Below are 16,697 nucleotides of genomic sequence, written 5' to 3'. Positions count from 1 at the left end.
GACCCGCCGGATCCGTGAGAACAGCTCGGGCCGGGTGCTGAGCGGCGTCAGGACGCTCGGGCCGAGCCGCTCGAGCATGAGGCGGCCGAAGGTCGCCATCCGGCCGCCCGCGGCCAGCGTCAGGCCGCCGGCGCTCGTGGCCACGAAGGCCGCCCCGACGACGCGTTCGCTGACGAGCGCCGGGTCCTGCTCGGCGAGGGCCATCATCGTCATGCCGCCCATCGAGTGGCCGACGAGGACGAGGTCACCGGTCGGGGCCTGCTCGGCGATGACCTGGTGCAGGTCGGCCCCGATGCGGTCGATGGTGTAGCTGTCCTTCTCGCCGCCGGCCGAGCGCCCGTGGCCGCGCTGGTCCCAGCTGACGACCCGGAAGCCGGCCGCCCGGAGGGCGCGCCGCTGGTAGACCCAGCAGCGCAGGCTGAGGCAGTAGCCGTGCGTCAGCACGACGGTCGGCAGCTCGTCGGCGCGTCCGTGGCGCGTCGTGCCGCGAGCGGCCGCGGCGGCGACCTCCGGGTCCGGCACGTCGACCTCGACGTGCAGCGCGACACCGTCGCTCGTCAGGACGATGTGCTCCTCGTCGGGGGTGATGTCGAGCAGCTCGGGCGTCTCGAGGGCGGCCATCGCGGCACGGTGCTTGCCCGCCCGGTCGGCGGCGATCCCCGCGGCGACGCCGGCCGCGACGCCCGCGGCCACGCCGAGGCCGGCGGCGGCGATCCCGAGCACCGGGTTTCGCCTCTGACCTTCGGTCATGCGTCGCCCTTCGTCGCTGCGGCGCCGGGCGCGCCGTCGGCGGGGGACGTACCCGCGTCATGGCGTCCGCCCACATGGATCCGGGGCACACGTGGACCGAGCCGGGTGACGATCTCGTAGCTGATGGTGTCCGTCGCGTCGGCCCAGTCCTGGGCGGTCGGCTCGTCCGGCCCGCCGCCGAACAGCGTCACGACGTCACCGGCCTGCGCCCGGGCGTCGGGACCGAGGTCGAGGACGAACTGGTCCATGCAGACGCGTCCGGCGATCGTCGTGCGCAGGTCACCGGCCTGCACCGGACCGACGTTCGTCGCGTTGCGCGGGATGCCGTCGGCGTACCCGGCGGGCACCAGGCCGACGACGGTGTCGACCGTGGGGGTGTACGCGTGCCCGTAGCTGATGCCCTGGCCCGCGGGCAACCGCTTGACCAGGGCGAGCCGGGCCCGGACCGTCATGACCGGGCGCAGGCCGAAGTCGTCGTCGACCTGCGGCACCGGCGTCAGGCCGTACATGGCGATCCCGGGACGCACTAGGTCGGCGTGGGCGGAGGGGTGCACGAGCGTGGCGGCCGAGTTGGCCAGGTGTCGCACCTCGGGGCGCAGACCTGCGCGCTCCCCCTCGGCCACGGCCTCGAAGAAGCGCTCCTGCTGGGCGAGGACGGTCGGGTGCTCGGGGGCGTCCGCATGCGCGAAGTGGGTCCAGATGCCGACGACGCTGACGGCGCCCTCGGCCTCGAGGCGTCGGGCGTGGTCGACGAGCGTGGTCCAGTCGGCGCCGTACGCACCGCCGCGGCCCAGGCCGCTGTCGACCTTGAGGTGCACCCGCGCCGCGCGTCCCAGGGACCGCGCCGCCGCCGCGACCTCGTCGAGCACCCACGGGGCGGACGCGGACAGGTCGATGTCGCGGGCGATGGCCCCGGCGAAGTCGCTGCCCGGCACGCTGAGCCAGGTCAGCATCCGAGCCGTGAGGCCGGCGTCGCGCAGGGCGAAGGCCTCGGCGAACTGGGCGGCCCCGAGCCAGGTCGCACCGGCGGCGACCGCGGTCCGGGCCACGGGCAGCAGGCCGTGACCGTAGGCGTCGGCCTTGACGACGGCCATGAACTCCGAGGAGGGCGCGAGCGCGCGCAGGGTGGCGACGTTGGCGGCGAGCGCGTCGAGGTCGACCTCGGCCCACACGGTGGTGCCGTGGGTCGATGCGAGGGGGTCGGCGGTCGTCGGCGTCGCGGTGGGCGCTGCGGGCGCGGCGGGCGCGGTGGGCGCGCCGGGTCCGGTGGTGTCGGTCGTGCTCATCGGGTGCAGTCTCGCAGGTTCGGCACCCGGTTCGGGTCGGCGGGTCACCGGGCGTCGCGCCGGACGCCCGGCGTCACTCCGGGGCGGAGCGGCCCCGGTGGAGCAGGTCGCGCACCGTGGGCCGGATGCCGTGGGCGACGGCCAGCGCCCGCAGGGGGCCGCCCCGGGCCACCCGGTCGGCCGTGACGCCGTGCACGAGCGCCCCGAGCGCGGCGGCGTCATGCGGTCGCAGGCCGGAGGCGAGGAGCGTGCCGATGATCCCGGAGAGCACGTCCCCCGCGCCGGCGGTCGCGAGCCACGGCGGGGCGTCGGCCTGCGAGCGCACCGGCCGGCCCGGCGTCACGACGAGCGTCGTCGCGCCCTTGAGCAGGACGGTGGCGCCGGTCAGGGCGGCGAGGCGGCGTGCGTGGTGCAGTGGCTGGGCACGGACCGCGTCGGGCGTCACGTCGGGCGCGTCCGACGCGGGGCCGGTGACGGACCTTCCGCCACCGTCCACGCTCGGCGGTTGCGCCGCGACGTCCGAACCTCCGTCATCGGTCCCGGCGGAGCGACGCTCGAGGCGGGTGAGCAGCCGGGCGAGCTCGCCCGCGTGCGGCGTCAGCACCGTGGGGGCCTCCCGCCGGCCGGTGACGAGGTCGAGGCCACCGGCGTCGACGAGGACGGGCAGGTCGCTCGCGAGAGCCGCACGGGCCACGGCGAGCTGGGCCGCGGCGTCCGCAGCGCCGTCCGTGTCGCCGTCGACGCTCGACGCGTCGAGCCCGGGTCCGAGGACCCACGCCTGGACGCGCCCGTCGCCGGTGACCGCCTCGGGCACGGCCTGGCGCACGAGGGCGGTCGGGGTCGGGGTGCCGACGTACCGGATCATTCCGACGCCCGCTTCGGCGGCCGCCGTCGTGCACAGCACCGCCGCACCGGTGTAGGACTCGCCGCCCGCGACGACGCCGAGGACGCCGCGCGAGTACTTGTCGTCGGACTGTCGCGGGACCGGCCACAGCCGAGCGACGTCGGCGTGGGTCAGCCGCTCGACGGCCGGGTCGATGCCGTCGAGGTCCAGGCCGATGTCGACGACGGTGAGCCGGCCCGACGCGGCCTCGCCGGGCGGGAGCAGGTGCACCGGCTTGGGCGCGCCGAACGTCACCGTCTCGTCGGCCCACACGGCGTCGTCGGCGTCGTCGGTGTCGTCGGTGTCAACGGCATCGTCGGAGGCAGCGCCCGTGTCGGCGGCGTCGGCGGCATCGACAGCGCCGACGTCGGCGGTGGCCGACGGCTCGGCCCACCCTCCGTCGGGGTCGAGACCGCTCGCGACGTCGACGGCCAGCACCCAGGCGTCGTCGTCCACGGCGTCGACGAGCCGTGCGGCGTCGGGACGCAGACCCGGCCGGCCACCGATGCCCACGATGCCGTCGAGCACGACGTCCGCCTCGGCCACGGCCCGCTCGGAGCCCGCCGGGTCCTGCGCCACGACGTGGACCACGGTGCCGGCGTCCTCGGCGGCCGCCAGTCCGGCGGCGTGGACGCCGTCGCGGCCGCCGGACGGCAGCAGCACGACGGCCGCGGGATAGCCGGCCTCGGCCAGGTGGGCCACGGCGAAGAGGGTGTCGCCGCCGTTCGCGCCGGCGCCGACGAGGCCGACGACGGTGGCGCCGTCGTGGTCGGCGAGCCGAGCGGCCGCGACCTCGGCCAGCCCCCGCGCCGCACGCTGCATCAGCTCGCCCTCGGGCAGCTCGGCCATGGCTGCCCGCTCGGCGGCGCGGATGGAATTCACGTCGTAGGCACGGATCATCGGCTCTCCTCGGTGCAGGTCGGTCGGCGCGCCGCCGCCGGCTGTGCGACTCGGTCGGGCGGTCAGCCCTCGGCAACGACGACCGCGGACGCGACGCCGGCGTCGTGGGACAGGGACACGTGGAAGCTGTCGACGCCGAGGTCGCTCGCGCGGGCCTGCACGGTGCCGCCGATCTCGAGCGAGGGCCTGCCGTCGTCGTTCGTCACGATGCGCGCGTCGGTCCAGTGCAATCCGACGGGCGCACCGAGCGCCTTGGCCAGGGCCTCCTTGGCCGCGAACCGCGCGGCGAGCGAGGCGATGCCGAGCCCACGCTCCTCCGGCGTGAAGAGCCGCTCGCGCAGCGCCGGGGTGCGTTCGAGCGTCTGCTCGAAGCGCGCGATGTCGACGACGTCGATGCCGACCCCGACGATCACGTCACTCGACCGTGACGGACTTGGCGAGGTTGCGTGGCTGGTCGACGTCGAGGCCCTTGGCGGTGGACAGCCACAGCGCGAAGACCTGCAGCGGCACGACGGTGAGCAGCGGGGCGAGCAGCGGCGACGTCGCCGGCACGCGGATGACCTCGTCGGCGAAGGGCTCGACGGCGTCGTCGCCCTCCTCGGCGATGACGAGGGTGCGGGCGCCGCGGGCGCGGATCTCCTGGATGTTGCTGACGACCTTGCCGTGCAGGCCGTGCTCGCTCGTCGGCGAGGGCACGACGACGAAGACCGGTTGCCCCGGCTCGATGAGCGCGATCGGGCCGTGCTTGAGCTCGCCCGCCGCGAAGCCCTCGGCGTGGATGTACGCGAGCTCCTTGAGCTTGAGCGCCCCCTCCATGGCGACGGGATAGCCGACGTGGCGCCCCAGGAAGAGCACCGAGCGAGTGTCGGCCATGAAGCCGGCGATCTCCTTGACCCGGCCCATCTGCGCGAGCAGCGCCTCGATCTTGGGCGGGACCTCGGCCAGCTCCTTCATGACCGCGGCCGCGTCGTCGGCGAACGAGCCGCCACGCAGCTGCGCGAGGTAGAGCCCGAGCACGTAGCTCGCCGTGATCTGGGCGAGGAAGGCCTTGGTCGAGGCCACGGCGATCTCGGGCCCGGCGTGCGTGTAGAGCACGGCGTCGGACTCGCGCGGGATCGTCGACCCGTGGGTGTTGCAGATCGAGATGGTCAGGGCACCGAGGTCCCGGGCGTGCTTGACGGCCATGAGGGTGTCCATCGTCTCGCCGGACTGGCTGATCGAGACGACGAGCGTGCGCTCGTTGACGATCGGGTCGCAGTAGCGGAACTCGTGGGCGAGGGCGACCTCGACCGGGATGCGCGTCCAGTGCTCGATGGCGTACTTCGCCGTCATGCCGGCGTAGGCCGCGGTGCCGCAGGCGACGATCGTGATCCGGTCGACGCGCTTGAGCTGCTCCTCGGAGATCCGCAGCTCATCGAGGATGAGCCGGCCCTCGGGGTCGGTGCGCCCGAGGAGCGTGTCGCGCACGGCATGGGGCTGGTCGTTGATCTCCTTCTCCATGAAGGTCGCGTAGCCGCCCTTCTCGGCGGCGGCGGCGTCCCACGTGACCTCGTAGGCCTTGCCCTCGGCGGGGGTCCCGTCGAAGTTGACGACGGTCGCGCCCTCTGGGGTGATCGTGACGATCTGGTCCTGGGCCAGCTCGAGGGCATGGCGGGTGTGGCCGATGAAGGCCGCGACGTCGGAGCCGAGGTAGTTGGCGTCCTCTCCCAGCCCCACGACGAGCGGGCTGTTGCGGCGTGCGCCGACGACGACGTCCGGCTGGTCGGCGTGGATGGCCAGGAGCGTGAACGCCCCCTCGAGGTCGGCGACCACCGTGCGCATCGCCGCCGTGAGGTCACCCTCGGCGTCGTAGGCGCGGGCGACGAGGTGGGCGACGACCTCGGTGTCGGTCTCGCTGGCGAAGGTGACCCCGTCGTCGAGCAGCCCCTTCTTCAGCGCGTGGAAGTTCTCGATGATGCCGTTGTGGATGAGGGCCAGCTTGCCGTCGCGCCCGCCGCGGTGCGGGTGCGCGTTCTCGTCGGTCGGGCCGCCGTGCGTGGCCCAGCGGGTGTGCCCGATGCCGGTCGTCGACGTGGGCAGCGGGTGCTCCCCGATCTCGGCGGCGAGGCTGGCCAGCTTGCCCGACTTCTTGCGGGTCTCGACGTGGTCGCCGTCGATGAGTGCGACGCCGGCGGAGTCGTAGCCGCGGTACTCGAGCCGGGCGAGTCCCTCCATGACGACGTCGAGCGCCGTCCCGTCGTTCGCGCGTCCGACGTACCCCACGATTCCGCACATGGGGACCAGCCTAGGGGACGGGTCGGCACGCCACTGCCTCGCCCGCGCGGCGGCACCCGGGCACGTCCGACACAATGGCGGCGTGTCGCAGCCAACCAGCCGGCCGTCGCTCGTGCCCGGCCCGGGCGCCGGGGGCCCGAGCTCTCCGGTCCCCTCACCGTACGTCGAGCTCGACCGCGCCGCGTGGTCGCGGCTGCGCGAGAACCACCCGCTCAACCTCGACGACACCGACCTCGCGCGGCTGCAGGGCCTCGGTGACCGCGTCGACCTCAACGAGGTCGAGGAGGTGTACCTCCCCCTGTCGCGCCTGCTCAACTTCTACGTCGGGGCGACCCGCCACCTGCACCAGGTCACGAGCGAGTTCCTCGGCGAACGGCCGGCCAGGACACCCTTCGTCATCGGCGTCGCCGGCTCGGTGGCGGTCGGCAAGTCGACGACGGCCCGCGTCCTTCGCGAGATGCTCGCGCGCTGGCCCGACACCCCGGAGGTCGCGCTCGTGACGACCGACGGGTTCCTCTTCCCGAACGCGACCCTCGAGGAGCGGGGGCTGCTCGGACGCAAGGGCTTCCCCGAGTCCTACGACCGGCGCGCCCTGCTCCGGTTCGTCGCCGACATCAAGTCGGGCCGCGCGGAGGTGTCGGCCCCCGTGTACAGCCACCTGACCTACGACATCGTGCCCGGCGAGCGGATCGTCGTGCGCCAGCCGGACGTGCTCATCATCGAGGGCCTCAACGTGCTCCAGGCGCCCGAGGTGCACCCGGTGAGGGGCACGGGCCTGGCCGTCAGCGACTTCTTCGACTTCTCGGTCTACGTCGACGCCTGGGTCGACGACATCCGCAACTGGTACGTCGAGCGGTTCCTTCGGCTGCGCGAGACCGCGTTCTCGGACCCGCACTCCTACTTCCACCGCTACGCCGTGCTGTCCGACGCCGAAGCCGTCGCGACGGCCAACAGGATCTGGCGCGAGATCAACGGCCCCAACCTCGTCGAGAACATCCAGCCGACGCGCTCGCGGGCGACGCTCGTGCTGACCAAGGGGGCCGACCACGGCGTCCGCCGCGTCCGGCTGCGCAAGATCTGACGCGTCCACCGGTGGGCGGGCCGCTCGTCGCGGCCGGTGGAGTCCGGCCAGTCTGGCTCGGTACGAATGGCTCAGTACCAGTGCGGGGAGCGGGCCTGCCAGGTCGACCACGCGTTGCAGGGGTTGCCGTAGGACATGTCGATGTACCAGAGCCCCCACTTGATCTGGGTCAGCGGGTTGGTGCGCCAGTCGCCCCCGAACTGGGCCATCTTGCGGCCCGGCAGCGACTGCGGGATGCCGTAGGCCCCCGAGGACGGGTTCTCGGCGAACCAGCGCCAGTCGCTCTCGCCGGTCCACAGGTTGACGAGGCAGTTGTACTGGGCGTCGCTCGTCCACCCGTAGTCGGCCATGAGGACGCGAGCCGCGCCCTTCGGGTCGTCCTTGGCGTGGGCGATGGCCTGCTGCCGCTCGCGCTCGGCCTGGGCGCGCTCGGCAGCCGCCTTGGCCTCGGCGGCCGCGCGGGCCGCCTCCTTCTTCTTGCGCGCCTCGAGGGCGGCGGCGTCACGCAGGCCGGTGGCGGCGATGGCGGTGCGGCGCTCGTTGCGAGACACCGACGCGGCAGCGCGGTAGGTCGTGTCGACGGTCGACGCGCGCGCCAGCTCGTCGGTCTGGGCGACGACGCCCGAGCCGACGACGAACGCGGCCGGGTCGGCGCCGATGAGGTTGGCGGACCGGGCGTAGGCGAAGCCGGAGGCGCCGAGGCCAAGGGCGAGGGCGCCTGCGAGGACGGGCCGGGCGGCGCGGCGCTTGCGCTTCGGGGCCCGGCGGTCCCGGCGGCGGGAGAGGACCTGGGTGTCCTCGGACACGGCGGCGTCCGGGGCGAGGCGGTCGGCGTGGTGCCGGTCCGGCTCGGGACGCGCGGGGACGCCGGGGCGGGGTGCGGGGGTCGACGCGTTGCGGTGGCGGCCTTCGTACCGTGCCATGGAGGTGGGGTCAGCCTTCCTGCGGTGTGGGACACGTCGACCGTCTGCGCGGGTCGGGGCCCGCGCAGGGCGCAGGGCAGCGCACCTGGCGGCGGTGGTCGACGGGGTGGAGGGGCGGTGCTCTCGGGCGGGTGACGGCCCGCTCCCCGCAGCCAGGCCGTTACCGTTCCGAGATCTTCAGGGCCCCACCGTGCCAGCCGACCCCACCTCGAGGCAAGTCGGCGTCCACAGCAGCGCTACGGTGCACCCGGGTGGCCGCACGGGAAGGGTCCCCGAGCGACGCGCTCGGGGACCCTGTCCTGCGTATGACCAGGGTCACATCTCGATGCCCTCGAGCAGGTCGGTGACCAGGGCGGCGATGGGGCTGCGCTCGCTGCGGGTCAGCGTCACGTGGGCGAAGAGCGGGTGGCCCTTGAGCTTCTCGATGACCGCCGCGACGCCGTCGTGCCGGCCGACCCTGAGGTTGTCGCGCTGGGCGACGTCGTGGGTCAGCACGACCTTGCTGTTCTGCCCGATGCGGGACAGGACCGTCAGCAGGACGTTGCGCTCGAGCGACTGGGCCTCGTCGACGACGACGAACGCGTCGTGCAGGGAGCGACCGCGGATGTGCGTCAGCGGCAGCACCTCGAGCAGCCCGCGGTCCATGACCTCCTCGACGACCTCGGTCGACACGAGCGCCCCGAGGGTGTCGAAGACCGCCTGCCCCCACGGGTTCATCTTCTCCTGCTCGGTGCCGGGCAGGTACCCGAGCTCCTGGCCGCCGACCGCGAACAGCGGGCGGAAGACGATGACCTTGCGCTGCGCCCGCCGCTCCATGACCGACTCGAGGCCGGCGCAGAGGGCGAGCGCCGACTTGCCCGTGCCGGCACGGCCGCCGAGGCTGACGATGCCGATGTCGGGGTCGAGCAGCAGGTCGAGGGCGATGCGCTGCTCGGCGCTGCGGCCGTGCAGGCCGAACGCGTCACGGTCGCCTCGCACGAGCCGGATCTGCTTGTCGGCCCCGACCCGCCCCAGACCGCTTCCCCGCGGCGAGAGCAGGACGAGACCGGTGTGGCAGGGCAGCTCGGCCGCACCGGCGTGCTCGATGCGGCCCCGGTCGTACAGCTGGTCGAGCTCGTCGGTCGTGACCTCGAGCTCCATGAGGCCGGTCCAGCCGGAGTCGACGCCCTGCTCGTGGCGGTACTCCTCCGCCTCGAGACCGCACGCCGAGGCCTTGACCCGCATCGGGAGGTCCTTGCTGACGATCGTGACGTCGGAGCCCTCGTTCGACAGGTTCTTGGCCACCGACAGGATGCGGGTGTCGTTGTCGCCGAGGCGGAACCCGGCCGGCAGCGACATGGGGTCGGTGTGGTTGAGCTCGACGCGAAGGGTCCCGCCGGCGTCGCCGACGCGGACCGGCTCGTCGAGGCGCCCGGCGCTGATGCGCAGGTCGTCGAGGAGACGCAGGGCCTGGCGGGCGAAGTAGCCGAGCTCGGGATGGTGTCGCTTGCCCTCGAGCTCGGTGACGACGACGACGGGCAGGACCACCTCGTGCTCAGCGAACCGGAGCATTGCCCGGGGGTCGGACAGGAGCACCGACGTGTCGAGGACGTACGTCTTGTGCGGAGGACGTCGCTTGCTGGTGGTGGCGCGTGTGGAGGCCGCGGCCGGCTTGGTGGTCGTGCTGGCGTAGTCCGTCGTGACCGGACGTGTCGTGCGTGCCATGTCCCACTCCCTACGCGGCGCGCGTCGCGCGCCTACTCGCTCCCGAGATGCCGGGCGGTGACCACCAGAGGGTGGCGCTGGGCCCGGCCCTCCGTCCTGAGCGATCGCTCCATGGGTGGGCCTCCTGGCAACGTCCGACGGGTGTCGGCCGTTGGCACGACGGTACGACCCGGGACCGACGGCGGGGCGCATTGAGCGGCCGGGAGTCGTCGTGTCGCCCGAGTGTTCACCCTGCGGTCACCGCCCCGGCCCCGGCACCGCGGCGTCGGTGATGCGTCGCGGCGGCGGTGGCGCGCCGCGGCAGTCGCCGTCAGGACCAGGGCGAGCGGCCCATGACCCGCACGTACTCCCGCTTCCACGCCCACCGCCGAACGGCGATGCCGAGCCCGACGAGCCCGAGGCCACCGAAGATCGCGAGGATGAGGTAGGCGACGCCCATCGCACCCTCGGCCCCCTGGTCGGCGCCCTTCTTGACCATGAGGAAGAAGACGATGCCGAGGACGATGAAGGCGAGGAAGAAAAGGGCCATGAGAACCGGCTCGCGGATCTTGAGCGTGAGCAGGCCGCGGTCCTGGCTGACGTAGGAGAAGGGCTCCTTCGGCGGCGTCGGGCCACCGGTGTGCGGGGTGCTCACGCGGGAACCCCTTCGGTGTAGAGGCCGCCGACGGCCTCGAGCAGGCCGGCCTCGTCGACGACGCCACCGGTGCCGGTGCCGGGTCCCGCGACGTCGCGCAGCGCCTCGTAGCCGGAACCGGACCGGCGGATCGCGAGGTTGCTCGCGCCCCCGAGGGTCTGCACCTCGAGGAACACGCCGACGGCCGGGTTGCCCGCGAACCGCTCGCGGACGAGCGACGTGACGAGGGCTGCGCGGTCGACGTCCGGCTCGCCGAGGCGGACGAACCACGACGCGAGCTGCCGGGGCTGCATGAGCGCCGTCACGGCGTCGGACTCGAGGAAGACGGCGACGTCGAGCTGGCTGACGTCGTCGCCGACGAGGCCGATCCGGGTCCACCGCGTCGCCGCGCCGGTGACGTACTCGACGAGCGCCGCGTTCGAGAGGGTCTCGCCGGTGCCGTCGTCCGCGAGCCGGAACCAGCCGCGGGAGGCAAGGCCGGACGCGCCGGCGAGGAGGGCGCCCTCGTCCGCGACGCGCGGGTCGAGCATGAGGATGTGGCGCGAGCGTTCCCCGGCCGGGGTCTCGTGCCGGGACAGCAGGTAGGCCAGCTCGCCGGCGCCGAGGCCGAAGACCTCGTCGGGCAGGTCGAAGGCCGCCAGCGGCGTGCCCTTCATCGGGTCGGACATGGTGCTCCTCGTCGTCCTCGTGCGTCGGGTCGTGCAGTCGTGCCAGTCGTGCGGTCGTGCGATGGGTCATGCCGGTCGGCGGCACGGATGTCGGTCGGTCGGCGGTCGTGATGGTGCCAGTCTGGGTGGCGACGGCGCGGACCGCCCGTCAGAAGGGCCAGACCTTCTCGGCGACGTCGCCGACCGCGTCGACGGCGTCGCCGGCCACGTCACCGACCGCGTCGACGGCGTCGCCGGCCACGTCGCCCACGGCGTCGACGGCCTCGGACGTGAAGTCGGAGATGGTGTCCCAGTTGTCGTAGACGAGCTGGCCCACCGCCATGCCGCCCGCGGCGATGCCGCAGACGACGTCGACCGGCGGCGGCGTCATGAGGGCGGCGGCGCCGAGGCCCGTCATGACCGAGTCGTAGCCGGCGCGGCCGTAGTTGCCGTCGGCGATGTCGTTGGCGACGGTGAAGCCGCCGAAGGCGACGCCCACCGGGCCGAGCGCCTTGCCGACCGTGCCGACCGTGCGCGCGAGCGCACCCCCCTCGGCGAGCGAGGGCAGGAACCGGGACAGGGTGCTCCAGTTCTTCGGGTTGAGCGCATCGCCGAACTCCGCGAGACGGCCGGTCTTCCACGCCTGCGACAGGTTCTTGAAGACGCCGAGGTCGCGGTCCCAGCTACCGAGGTTGGACAGGAAGTTGCGGATCTTCATGCCGGTCCCGAGCAGGCCCACCGCGGTGCCGATGCCCTTGATGGGCGTCCAGATGCCCTTGAGGAGGTCGTAGCCGGGGATGCCGCCGTCGTCGCTGCCGTCGCGCCCGCCGGGGCCGAGGGGCCCCGCCCCGCCGGCGCCCGGGCCGCTCGTCGTGTCCTGCTGGCCGGCGTTGCGGCGCAGGGCCTCCGCGAGCCGGCCGAGGTCGGTGCCGAACTGCGTCAGCTGGGCGTCGAGCGGGGGCCAGCGGCTCATCAGGTGCTCGAGGTCGCTACCACCCCAGTTGCCCCTGATCGAGCTGACCGCGCGGGTGGCCTCGCCCCGGACGGTCTCGCACTCGCGGGCGTGCGCCGTGATCCGCTCCGCCGCCGAACGTAGCGCGACCGGGTCGGCACCCTTCTTGTAGATGGCCATTGGCTCTCCCCTGTGATGGACGACGTCCGCAACCTATGCACCGGCTCGCCGGGCTGCAATGGGGAGCGGTCCCCGTCGCAGCCGCCGCCCGCCCGTGCTCACGCGCCGAACCGCCGGTGCCGTCCGGCGTAGGCGCGCAGGGCCCGGAGGAAGTCGACGTGCCGGAAGTCGGGCCAGTAGGCCTCGCAGAAGTAGAACTCCGACGTCGCGCTCTGCCAGAGGAGGAACCCGCCGAGGCGCTGCTCCCCCGAGGTCCGGATGACGAGGTCCGGGTCGGGCTGGCCCTTGGTGTAGAGGTGCCCGGCGATGTCCTCGACGGTGATGCCGGCCGCGATCTGCTCGATCGACTCGCCGCGCGCCGCGCGTTCGAGGAGGAGGTCGCGGACCGCGTCGGCGATCTCGCGGCGTCCGCCGTAGCCGACGGCGACGTTGACGGTCATGCCGGTGACGGCGGCGGTGCGCTCGGCCGAGGTGCGCAGGCTCTCAGCGGTCGGGGCGGGCAGCAGGTCGAGCGCGCCGACGATGCGGACGTGCCAGTTGCCGGTGTCGGCGAGGTCGGAGACGGCCGTCTCGATGATGCGCAGGAGCGGCTCGAGCTCCTCCGGGGGGCGGCGCAGGTTGTCGGTCGACAGCAGCCAGAGGGTCACGTACTCGACGCCGGCCTCGCGGCACCACTCGAGCAGCTCCTCGATCTTGTCGGCGCCGGCCTGGTGGCCGGTGGCCGTGCCCTCGCCGCGGGCCTTGGCCCAGCGGCGGTTGCCGTCGAGCATGACGGCGACGTGGCGTGGCAGCAACTCGCGGGGCAGGTCCTTGAGGACCCGGCGCTCGTACGCGCCGTAGACCACATCGCGCCACCCCACGGGGCCTCCTCGTCGGTGTCGGACGTGCCGGTGTCGGACGTGCCGGTGTCGGACGCGGCGGCGTCGGACCTCCCGGTCGATCGTGCCGGTCGATGCTCGGGCAGCCCCGGTGGGCCACGGCTCCCACCGTACCCCTCGCCCTGTCGCGTCCCGCCGCTGCAGGGCGGCTCGACCCACGTCCTTCACACGACCTTCACAGGAGCTGCTGAGCACCTACTGGTCCGTAACCTACGGTTGCGTAGGTTAGACTCCCGCCATGACCAGAGAGCAGCACCACGCCTCTGAGGAGGCTGGCCCCGTCGCCGAGGTCGTCGCCGCCGTCAAGCCGCGTCTGCGTGGCTGGCTGCATCTCGGCATGTTCCCCGTGTCCGTCGTCGGCGGGCTCGTCCTCGTGCTCCTGTCCGATCCCGGGGCCGTGCGGACGGCCTCCCTGGTCTTCACCGTCACCGCCGCGCTGCTCTTCGGGGTGTCGGCGGTGTACCACCGCGGCACGTGGGGCCCCCGGGCCAGTGGGCTGCTCAAACGGCTGGACCACTCCAACATCTACCTCATCATCGCCGGCACGTACACGCCGTTCGCCGTCACGCTCCTGCCCGGCACGCAGGCCCGGATCCTCCTGTCGATCATCTGGGGCGCCGCCATCGCCGGCGTCGCCTTCCGCGTCGTGTGGGTCAGTGCGCCGCGATGGCTCTACACCGGCCTCTACATCGCGCTCGGGTGGACCGCGGTCTTCTACGTCGTGCCGTTCTGGAGGGCGGGCGGCCCGCTCATCGGCTCGCTCATCGGCCTCGGCGGCATCCTCTACACCCTCGGCGGGGTGGTCTACGGCACGAAGCGGCCCAACCCCTCGCCGCGCTGGTTCGGCTTCCACGAGGTCTTCCACGCCTTCACCCTCGGCGGCTTCGCCTCGCACTTCGCCGCCGTCGCCCTCGCGGTCGTCGGCTACCAGGCCGTGAGCTGAGGCTTCCCCTCTCGGACGACGCAGCCGCGAGTTCATGTTGCGCACGAGGAACCACAGCGCCACCGCCAGGACGAAGAAGGCGATGAAGCCCCAGATCCCGGGCCCGATGGGCAGGTTGCCGCCGTCGGCCATCAGTCGTCCACCTCCTCACCGGACGCGTCCGCGCCGGCCCGTTCCTCGGTGTGCTCGTCGGTGTGCTCGTCGGCCTGCTGGTCGGTGTGCTCGTCGGTGTGCGTCTCCGCACTGTCCCCGTGGACGACCCCGCCGGGCGACGTCGCCTCGTGCGCACCCTCCTGCGGCTCCGGCGCCTCGGGCTGGCGGCCGTCGTAGACGACGCTCAGGTCGCGGCGGGTCGCGAGCGCGTCCGCCTCCTCCGGCGTCCCGAGCCCGGCGAAGAGGTCGTCCTCGCCCTCGATGACCGGCACGTAGGACAGGGCGGCCTCGAACTCCTCGACGGGCCACACCCGCTGCTGGATCGACAGCGGCACCTGGAACCAGAACCCGTCCGGGTCGACCTGCGTCGCGTGGGCCAGGAGCGCCCGGTCACGCACGTCGAAGTAGTCGCCGCACCGGATGGTCGTCGTCGGACGACCGTCGCGGCGGGGCTTCCAGTTGGCGAGCCACTCGGCGTACGGGCTCTCGAGTCCCTCGGCGACCATCGCCTCGTGGATGAGCGTCAGCCGCTCCTTGCTCCAGCCGCCGTTGTAGTAGATCTTGAGCGGCTGCCACGGTGCCCCGGCGTGGGGGAAGCGCTCGGGGTCACCGGCCGCCTCGAAGGCGGCCATCGCGACCCGGTGACACATGATGTGGTCCGGGTGCGGGTAGCCGCCCTTCTCGTCGTAGGTCGTCATGACGTGCGGGCGCCAGGCCCGGATGACGCGCACGAGCGCCTCCGTCGTCACCTCGAGGTCCTCGAGGCCGAAGCAGCCGTCGGGCAGCGGCGGGAGCGGGTCCCCTTCGGGCAGGCCGGAGTCGACGAAGCCGAGCCACGTGTGCTCGCAGCCGAGGACCTCCTGGGCCGCCTTCATCTCGTCGCGGCGCACCTGGACGATGTCGCGCAGGATGTGGGGGTCGTTCTTCAGCTTCTCGTTGAGGATGTCGCCGCGCTCGCCCCCGGTGCACGAGACGACCATGACGGACGCGCCCTCGGCGACGTACTTCGCGGTGGTCGCGGCCCCCTTGCTCGACTCGTCGTCGGGGTGCGCGTGCACCGCCATCAACCTCATGCCCTCGGCCACGTGGCTCCCTGCTGTCGTCCCTGATCGGTGGTTGGGTTCGCGCGAGGCCGCCGGGTGGGCGCGCCGTCGTCACGGGGCGACCGGCCGCTGCTGGACCGCGTGGACCGCATGGACCGCATGGACCGCGTGGACTGCTGCCGGACCGCCGTCGGGCGCCGGCGTCCCGTGGGGGACACTGGACCCGACCGACATCCTCTCACTCCCCGCGGCACCTTCCGCCCGGGCCTCGACCGTCAGGACCCTTCGCATGCCGTCGCGACCGACGCTCCCCCGTCCCGCCCCCGGCACGGCGAAGTGGTGGGTCATCGGGACCCTCGGTGTCCTCGCCATGTCGGCCGTCGCCGTGTGGTTCGGCTTGGCCGCGACGCTCGGGCGTCCCGCGTTCGAGACCCTCGGCTACAAGGTCGTCGACGACCGCACCGTCCGCGTCACCTTCACCCTGACGCGTCCGGAGGGGCGGGCCATGACGTGCACCGTCGAGGCGCTGGCCCGGGACTTCTCCCCCGTCGGCACCGCACGCGTCGACGTGCCCGCCGGGCCCGACACCGTGACGACGACGACCACCCTGCGCACCACCTCTCGGGCCGTCACCGGGCAGGTGCGCGACTGCTCCTGAACGCCGGTCGAACCGGGACGAACCACCGCGGTACGGACGCCCGCTGCACGCCATGACCTGCGTGTGCGACGAGCCCTTTGCTACGCTTGGTCTTTCACCCAGGGTCCGGACCGGTCACCCACGCAGGCACGTGCCAGCAGGCGACAGCCACGGTCGGGCCCTTCGTACATGTGAGACGCCCACGCGGACCCGCGTGGGCGTCGGTTCATCGAGGAGTGACACAAGTGACCGAGACTGCTGCTGGTGGTTTCCTGACGCAGGAGGCCTACGACCGCCTCAAGGCGGAGCTGGACCACCTGTCCGGCGAGGGTCGCATCGAGATCGCGCAGAAGATCGAGGAGGCCCGTGAGGAGGGCGACCTCAAGGAGAACGGTGGCTACCACGCCGCGCGCGAGGAGCAGGGCAAGATGGAGGCCCGGATCCGCCAGCTCACCGAGCTGCTGCACAACGCGAAGATCGGCGAGACCCCGGCCGACGACGGCGTCGTCGAGCCCGGCATGGTCGTCACCGTGGAGATCTTCGGTGACGAGGAGACGTTCCTCCTCGGCAACCGCGAGATCGCGGACGGCTCGGACCTGCAGGTGTTCTCCGAGAAGTCCGCGATGGGCGCGGCGATCAACGGCAAGAGCGTCGGCGACAGCACGTCCTACGAGGCGCCGAACGGCAAGACCGTCGAGGTGAAGATCCTCGCGGCCAAGCCCTACACGGCCTGACCCCCAGACCCGGACGGGCCGGTCCCCCTCGCGGGGGTCCGGCCCGTTCGCCTGCCCGACCGCACTGCGTCAGCCCGCGCAGGCCGGTGGACCCG

16 protein-coding genes are annotated in these 16,697 nt (G+C 73.2%); 4 read left to right on the top strand and 12 right to left on the bottom strand.

Annotated features, from left to right (window positions below):
* The 5 genes from ACPYOM_RS15045 to glmS form a co-directional block, all read right to left on the bottom strand.
* Positions 1 to 750, bottom strand: a 750-nt coding sequence (locus tag ACPYOM_RS15045; RefSeq protein WP_481346582.1) for an alpha/beta hydrolase, incomplete at its 3' end; no start/stop codon positions are given.
* Positions 747 to 2,036, bottom strand: a complete 1,290-nt coding sequence (alr, locus tag ACPYOM_RS15040; protein WP_481346581.1) for an alanine racemase — start codon at positions 2,034 to 2,036, stop codon at positions 747 to 749. The genes alr and ACPYOM_RS15045, both read right to left, overlap by 4 nt.
* A gap of 73 nt (positions 2,037 to 2,109) precedes the next feature.
* A complete protein-coding gene (locus ACPYOM_RS15035) occupies positions 2,110 to 3,819 on the bottom strand; it encodes an NAD(P)H-hydrate dehydratase (protein ID WP_481346580.1) in 1,710 nt (569 codons plus the stop codon).
* A gap of 62 nt (positions 3,820 to 3,881) precedes the next feature.
* On the bottom strand, positions 3,882 to 4,232 hold the full coding sequence (locus tag ACPYOM_RS15030) for a holo-ACP synthase (protein WP_481341771.1): 351 nt from the start codon (positions 4,230 to 4,232) through the stop codon (positions 3,882 to 3,884).
* A gap of 1 nt (position 4,233) precedes the next feature.
* Positions 4,234 to 6,093 (bottom strand): glutamine--fructose-6-phosphate transaminase (isomerizing), encoded by a 1,860-nt coding sequence (gene glmS / locus ACPYOM_RS15025; protein WP_481341770.1) that lies wholly within the window; start codon positions 6,091 to 6,093, stop codon positions 4,234 to 4,236.
* An 82-nt stretch (positions 6,094 to 6,175) separates the two neighbouring features.
* Between glmS and coaA the strand changes: the two genes are divergently transcribed.
* Positions 6,176 to 7,174, top strand: coding sequence for a type I pantothenate kinase (gene coaA, locus ACPYOM_RS15020; protein WP_481346579.1), 999 nt, complete (start codon positions 6,176 to 6,178; stop codon positions 7,172 to 7,174).
* 71 nt (positions 7,175 to 7,245) lie between these two features.
* On the opposite strand, the gene ACPYOM_RS15015 is transcribed toward coaA, so the two are convergent.
* The 6 genes from ACPYOM_RS15015 to ACPYOM_RS14990 form a co-directional block, all read right to left on the bottom strand.
* Complete coding sequence (locus tag ACPYOM_RS15015) at positions 7,246 to 8,097, bottom strand: aggregation-promoting factor C-terminal-like domain-containing protein (RefSeq protein WP_481346578.1); 852 nt, start codon at positions 8,095 to 8,097, stop codon at positions 7,246 to 7,248.
* Between the two features lie 315 nt (positions 8,098 to 8,412).
* Positions 8,413 to 9,801: a PhoH family protein gene (locus ACPYOM_RS15010; protein ID WP_481346577.1), complete on the bottom strand. Its 1,389-nt coding sequence runs from the start codon at positions 9,799 to 9,801 to the stop codon at positions 8,413 to 8,415.
* A gap of 310 nt (positions 9,802 to 10,111) precedes the next feature.
* Positions 10,112 to 10,435: a hypothetical protein gene (locus ACPYOM_RS15005; protein WP_481346576.1), complete on the bottom strand. Its 324-nt coding sequence runs from the start codon at positions 10,433 to 10,435 to the stop codon at positions 10,112 to 10,114.
* Entirely contained in the window at positions 10,432 to 11,103 is a 672-nt protein-coding gene (locus ACPYOM_RS15000; RefSeq protein ID WP_481346575.1) for a hypothetical protein, read from the bottom strand. The genes ACPYOM_RS15005 and ACPYOM_RS15000 overlap by 4 nt, the downstream gene beginning before the upstream one ends.
* Positions 11,104 to 11,251: 148 nt before the next feature.
* The gene (locus tag ACPYOM_RS14995) at positions 11,252 to 12,214 is read right to left on the bottom strand and encodes a WXG100 family type VII secretion target (RefSeq protein WP_481346574.1); all 963 of its coding nucleotides are present in this window, start codon (positions 12,212 to 12,214) and stop codon (positions 11,252 to 11,254) included.
* Between the two features lie 98 nt (positions 12,215 to 12,312).
* Positions 12,313 to 13,074 (bottom strand): isoprenyl transferase, encoded by a 762-nt coding sequence (locus ACPYOM_RS14990; RefSeq protein ID WP_481343563.1) that lies wholly within the window; start codon positions 13,072 to 13,074, stop codon positions 12,313 to 12,315.
* Between the two features lie 256 nt (positions 13,075 to 13,330).
* Between ACPYOM_RS14990 and trhA the strand changes: the two genes are divergently transcribed.
* Positions 13,331 to 14,035, top strand: coding sequence for a PAQR family membrane homeostasis protein TrhA (trhA, locus tag ACPYOM_RS14985; protein WP_481346573.1), 705 nt, complete (start codon positions 13,331 to 13,333; stop codon positions 14,033 to 14,035).
* Positions 14,036 to 14,166: 131 nt separating this feature from the next.
* Here the strand turns inward: trhA and mca are convergent, their stop codons facing one another.
* Positions 14,167 to 15,261 carry a mycothiol conjugate amidase Mca gene (gene mca, locus ACPYOM_RS14980; RefSeq protein WP_481346583.1) on the bottom strand — a complete coding sequence of 365 codons (1,095 nt, stop codon included), beginning with the start codon at positions 15,259 to 15,261 and terminating at the stop codon, positions 14,167 to 14,169.
* Positions 15,262 to 15,520: 259 nt separating this feature from the next.
* On the opposite strand from mca, the gene ACPYOM_RS14975 reads away from it, so the two are divergent.
* Positions 15,521 to 15,889: a DUF4307 domain-containing protein gene (locus ACPYOM_RS14975; RefSeq protein WP_481346572.1), complete on the top strand. Its 369-nt coding sequence runs from the start codon at positions 15,521 to 15,523 to the stop codon at positions 15,887 to 15,889.
* Between the two features lie 224 nt (positions 15,890 to 16,113).
* Positions 16,114 to 16,602 (top strand): transcription elongation factor GreA, encoded by a 489-nt coding sequence (gene greA / locus ACPYOM_RS14970; protein ID WP_481346571.1) that lies wholly within the window; start codon positions 16,114 to 16,116, stop codon positions 16,600 to 16,602.
* Positions 16,603 to 16,697 lie beyond the last annotated feature (95 nt).

It is taken from the genome of Monashia sp. HAY1-2A, from assembly GCF_056755315.1.
Note: the sequence above shows the minus strand (reverse complement) of the source record. Positions and strands in the feature narration are given on the sequence as shown.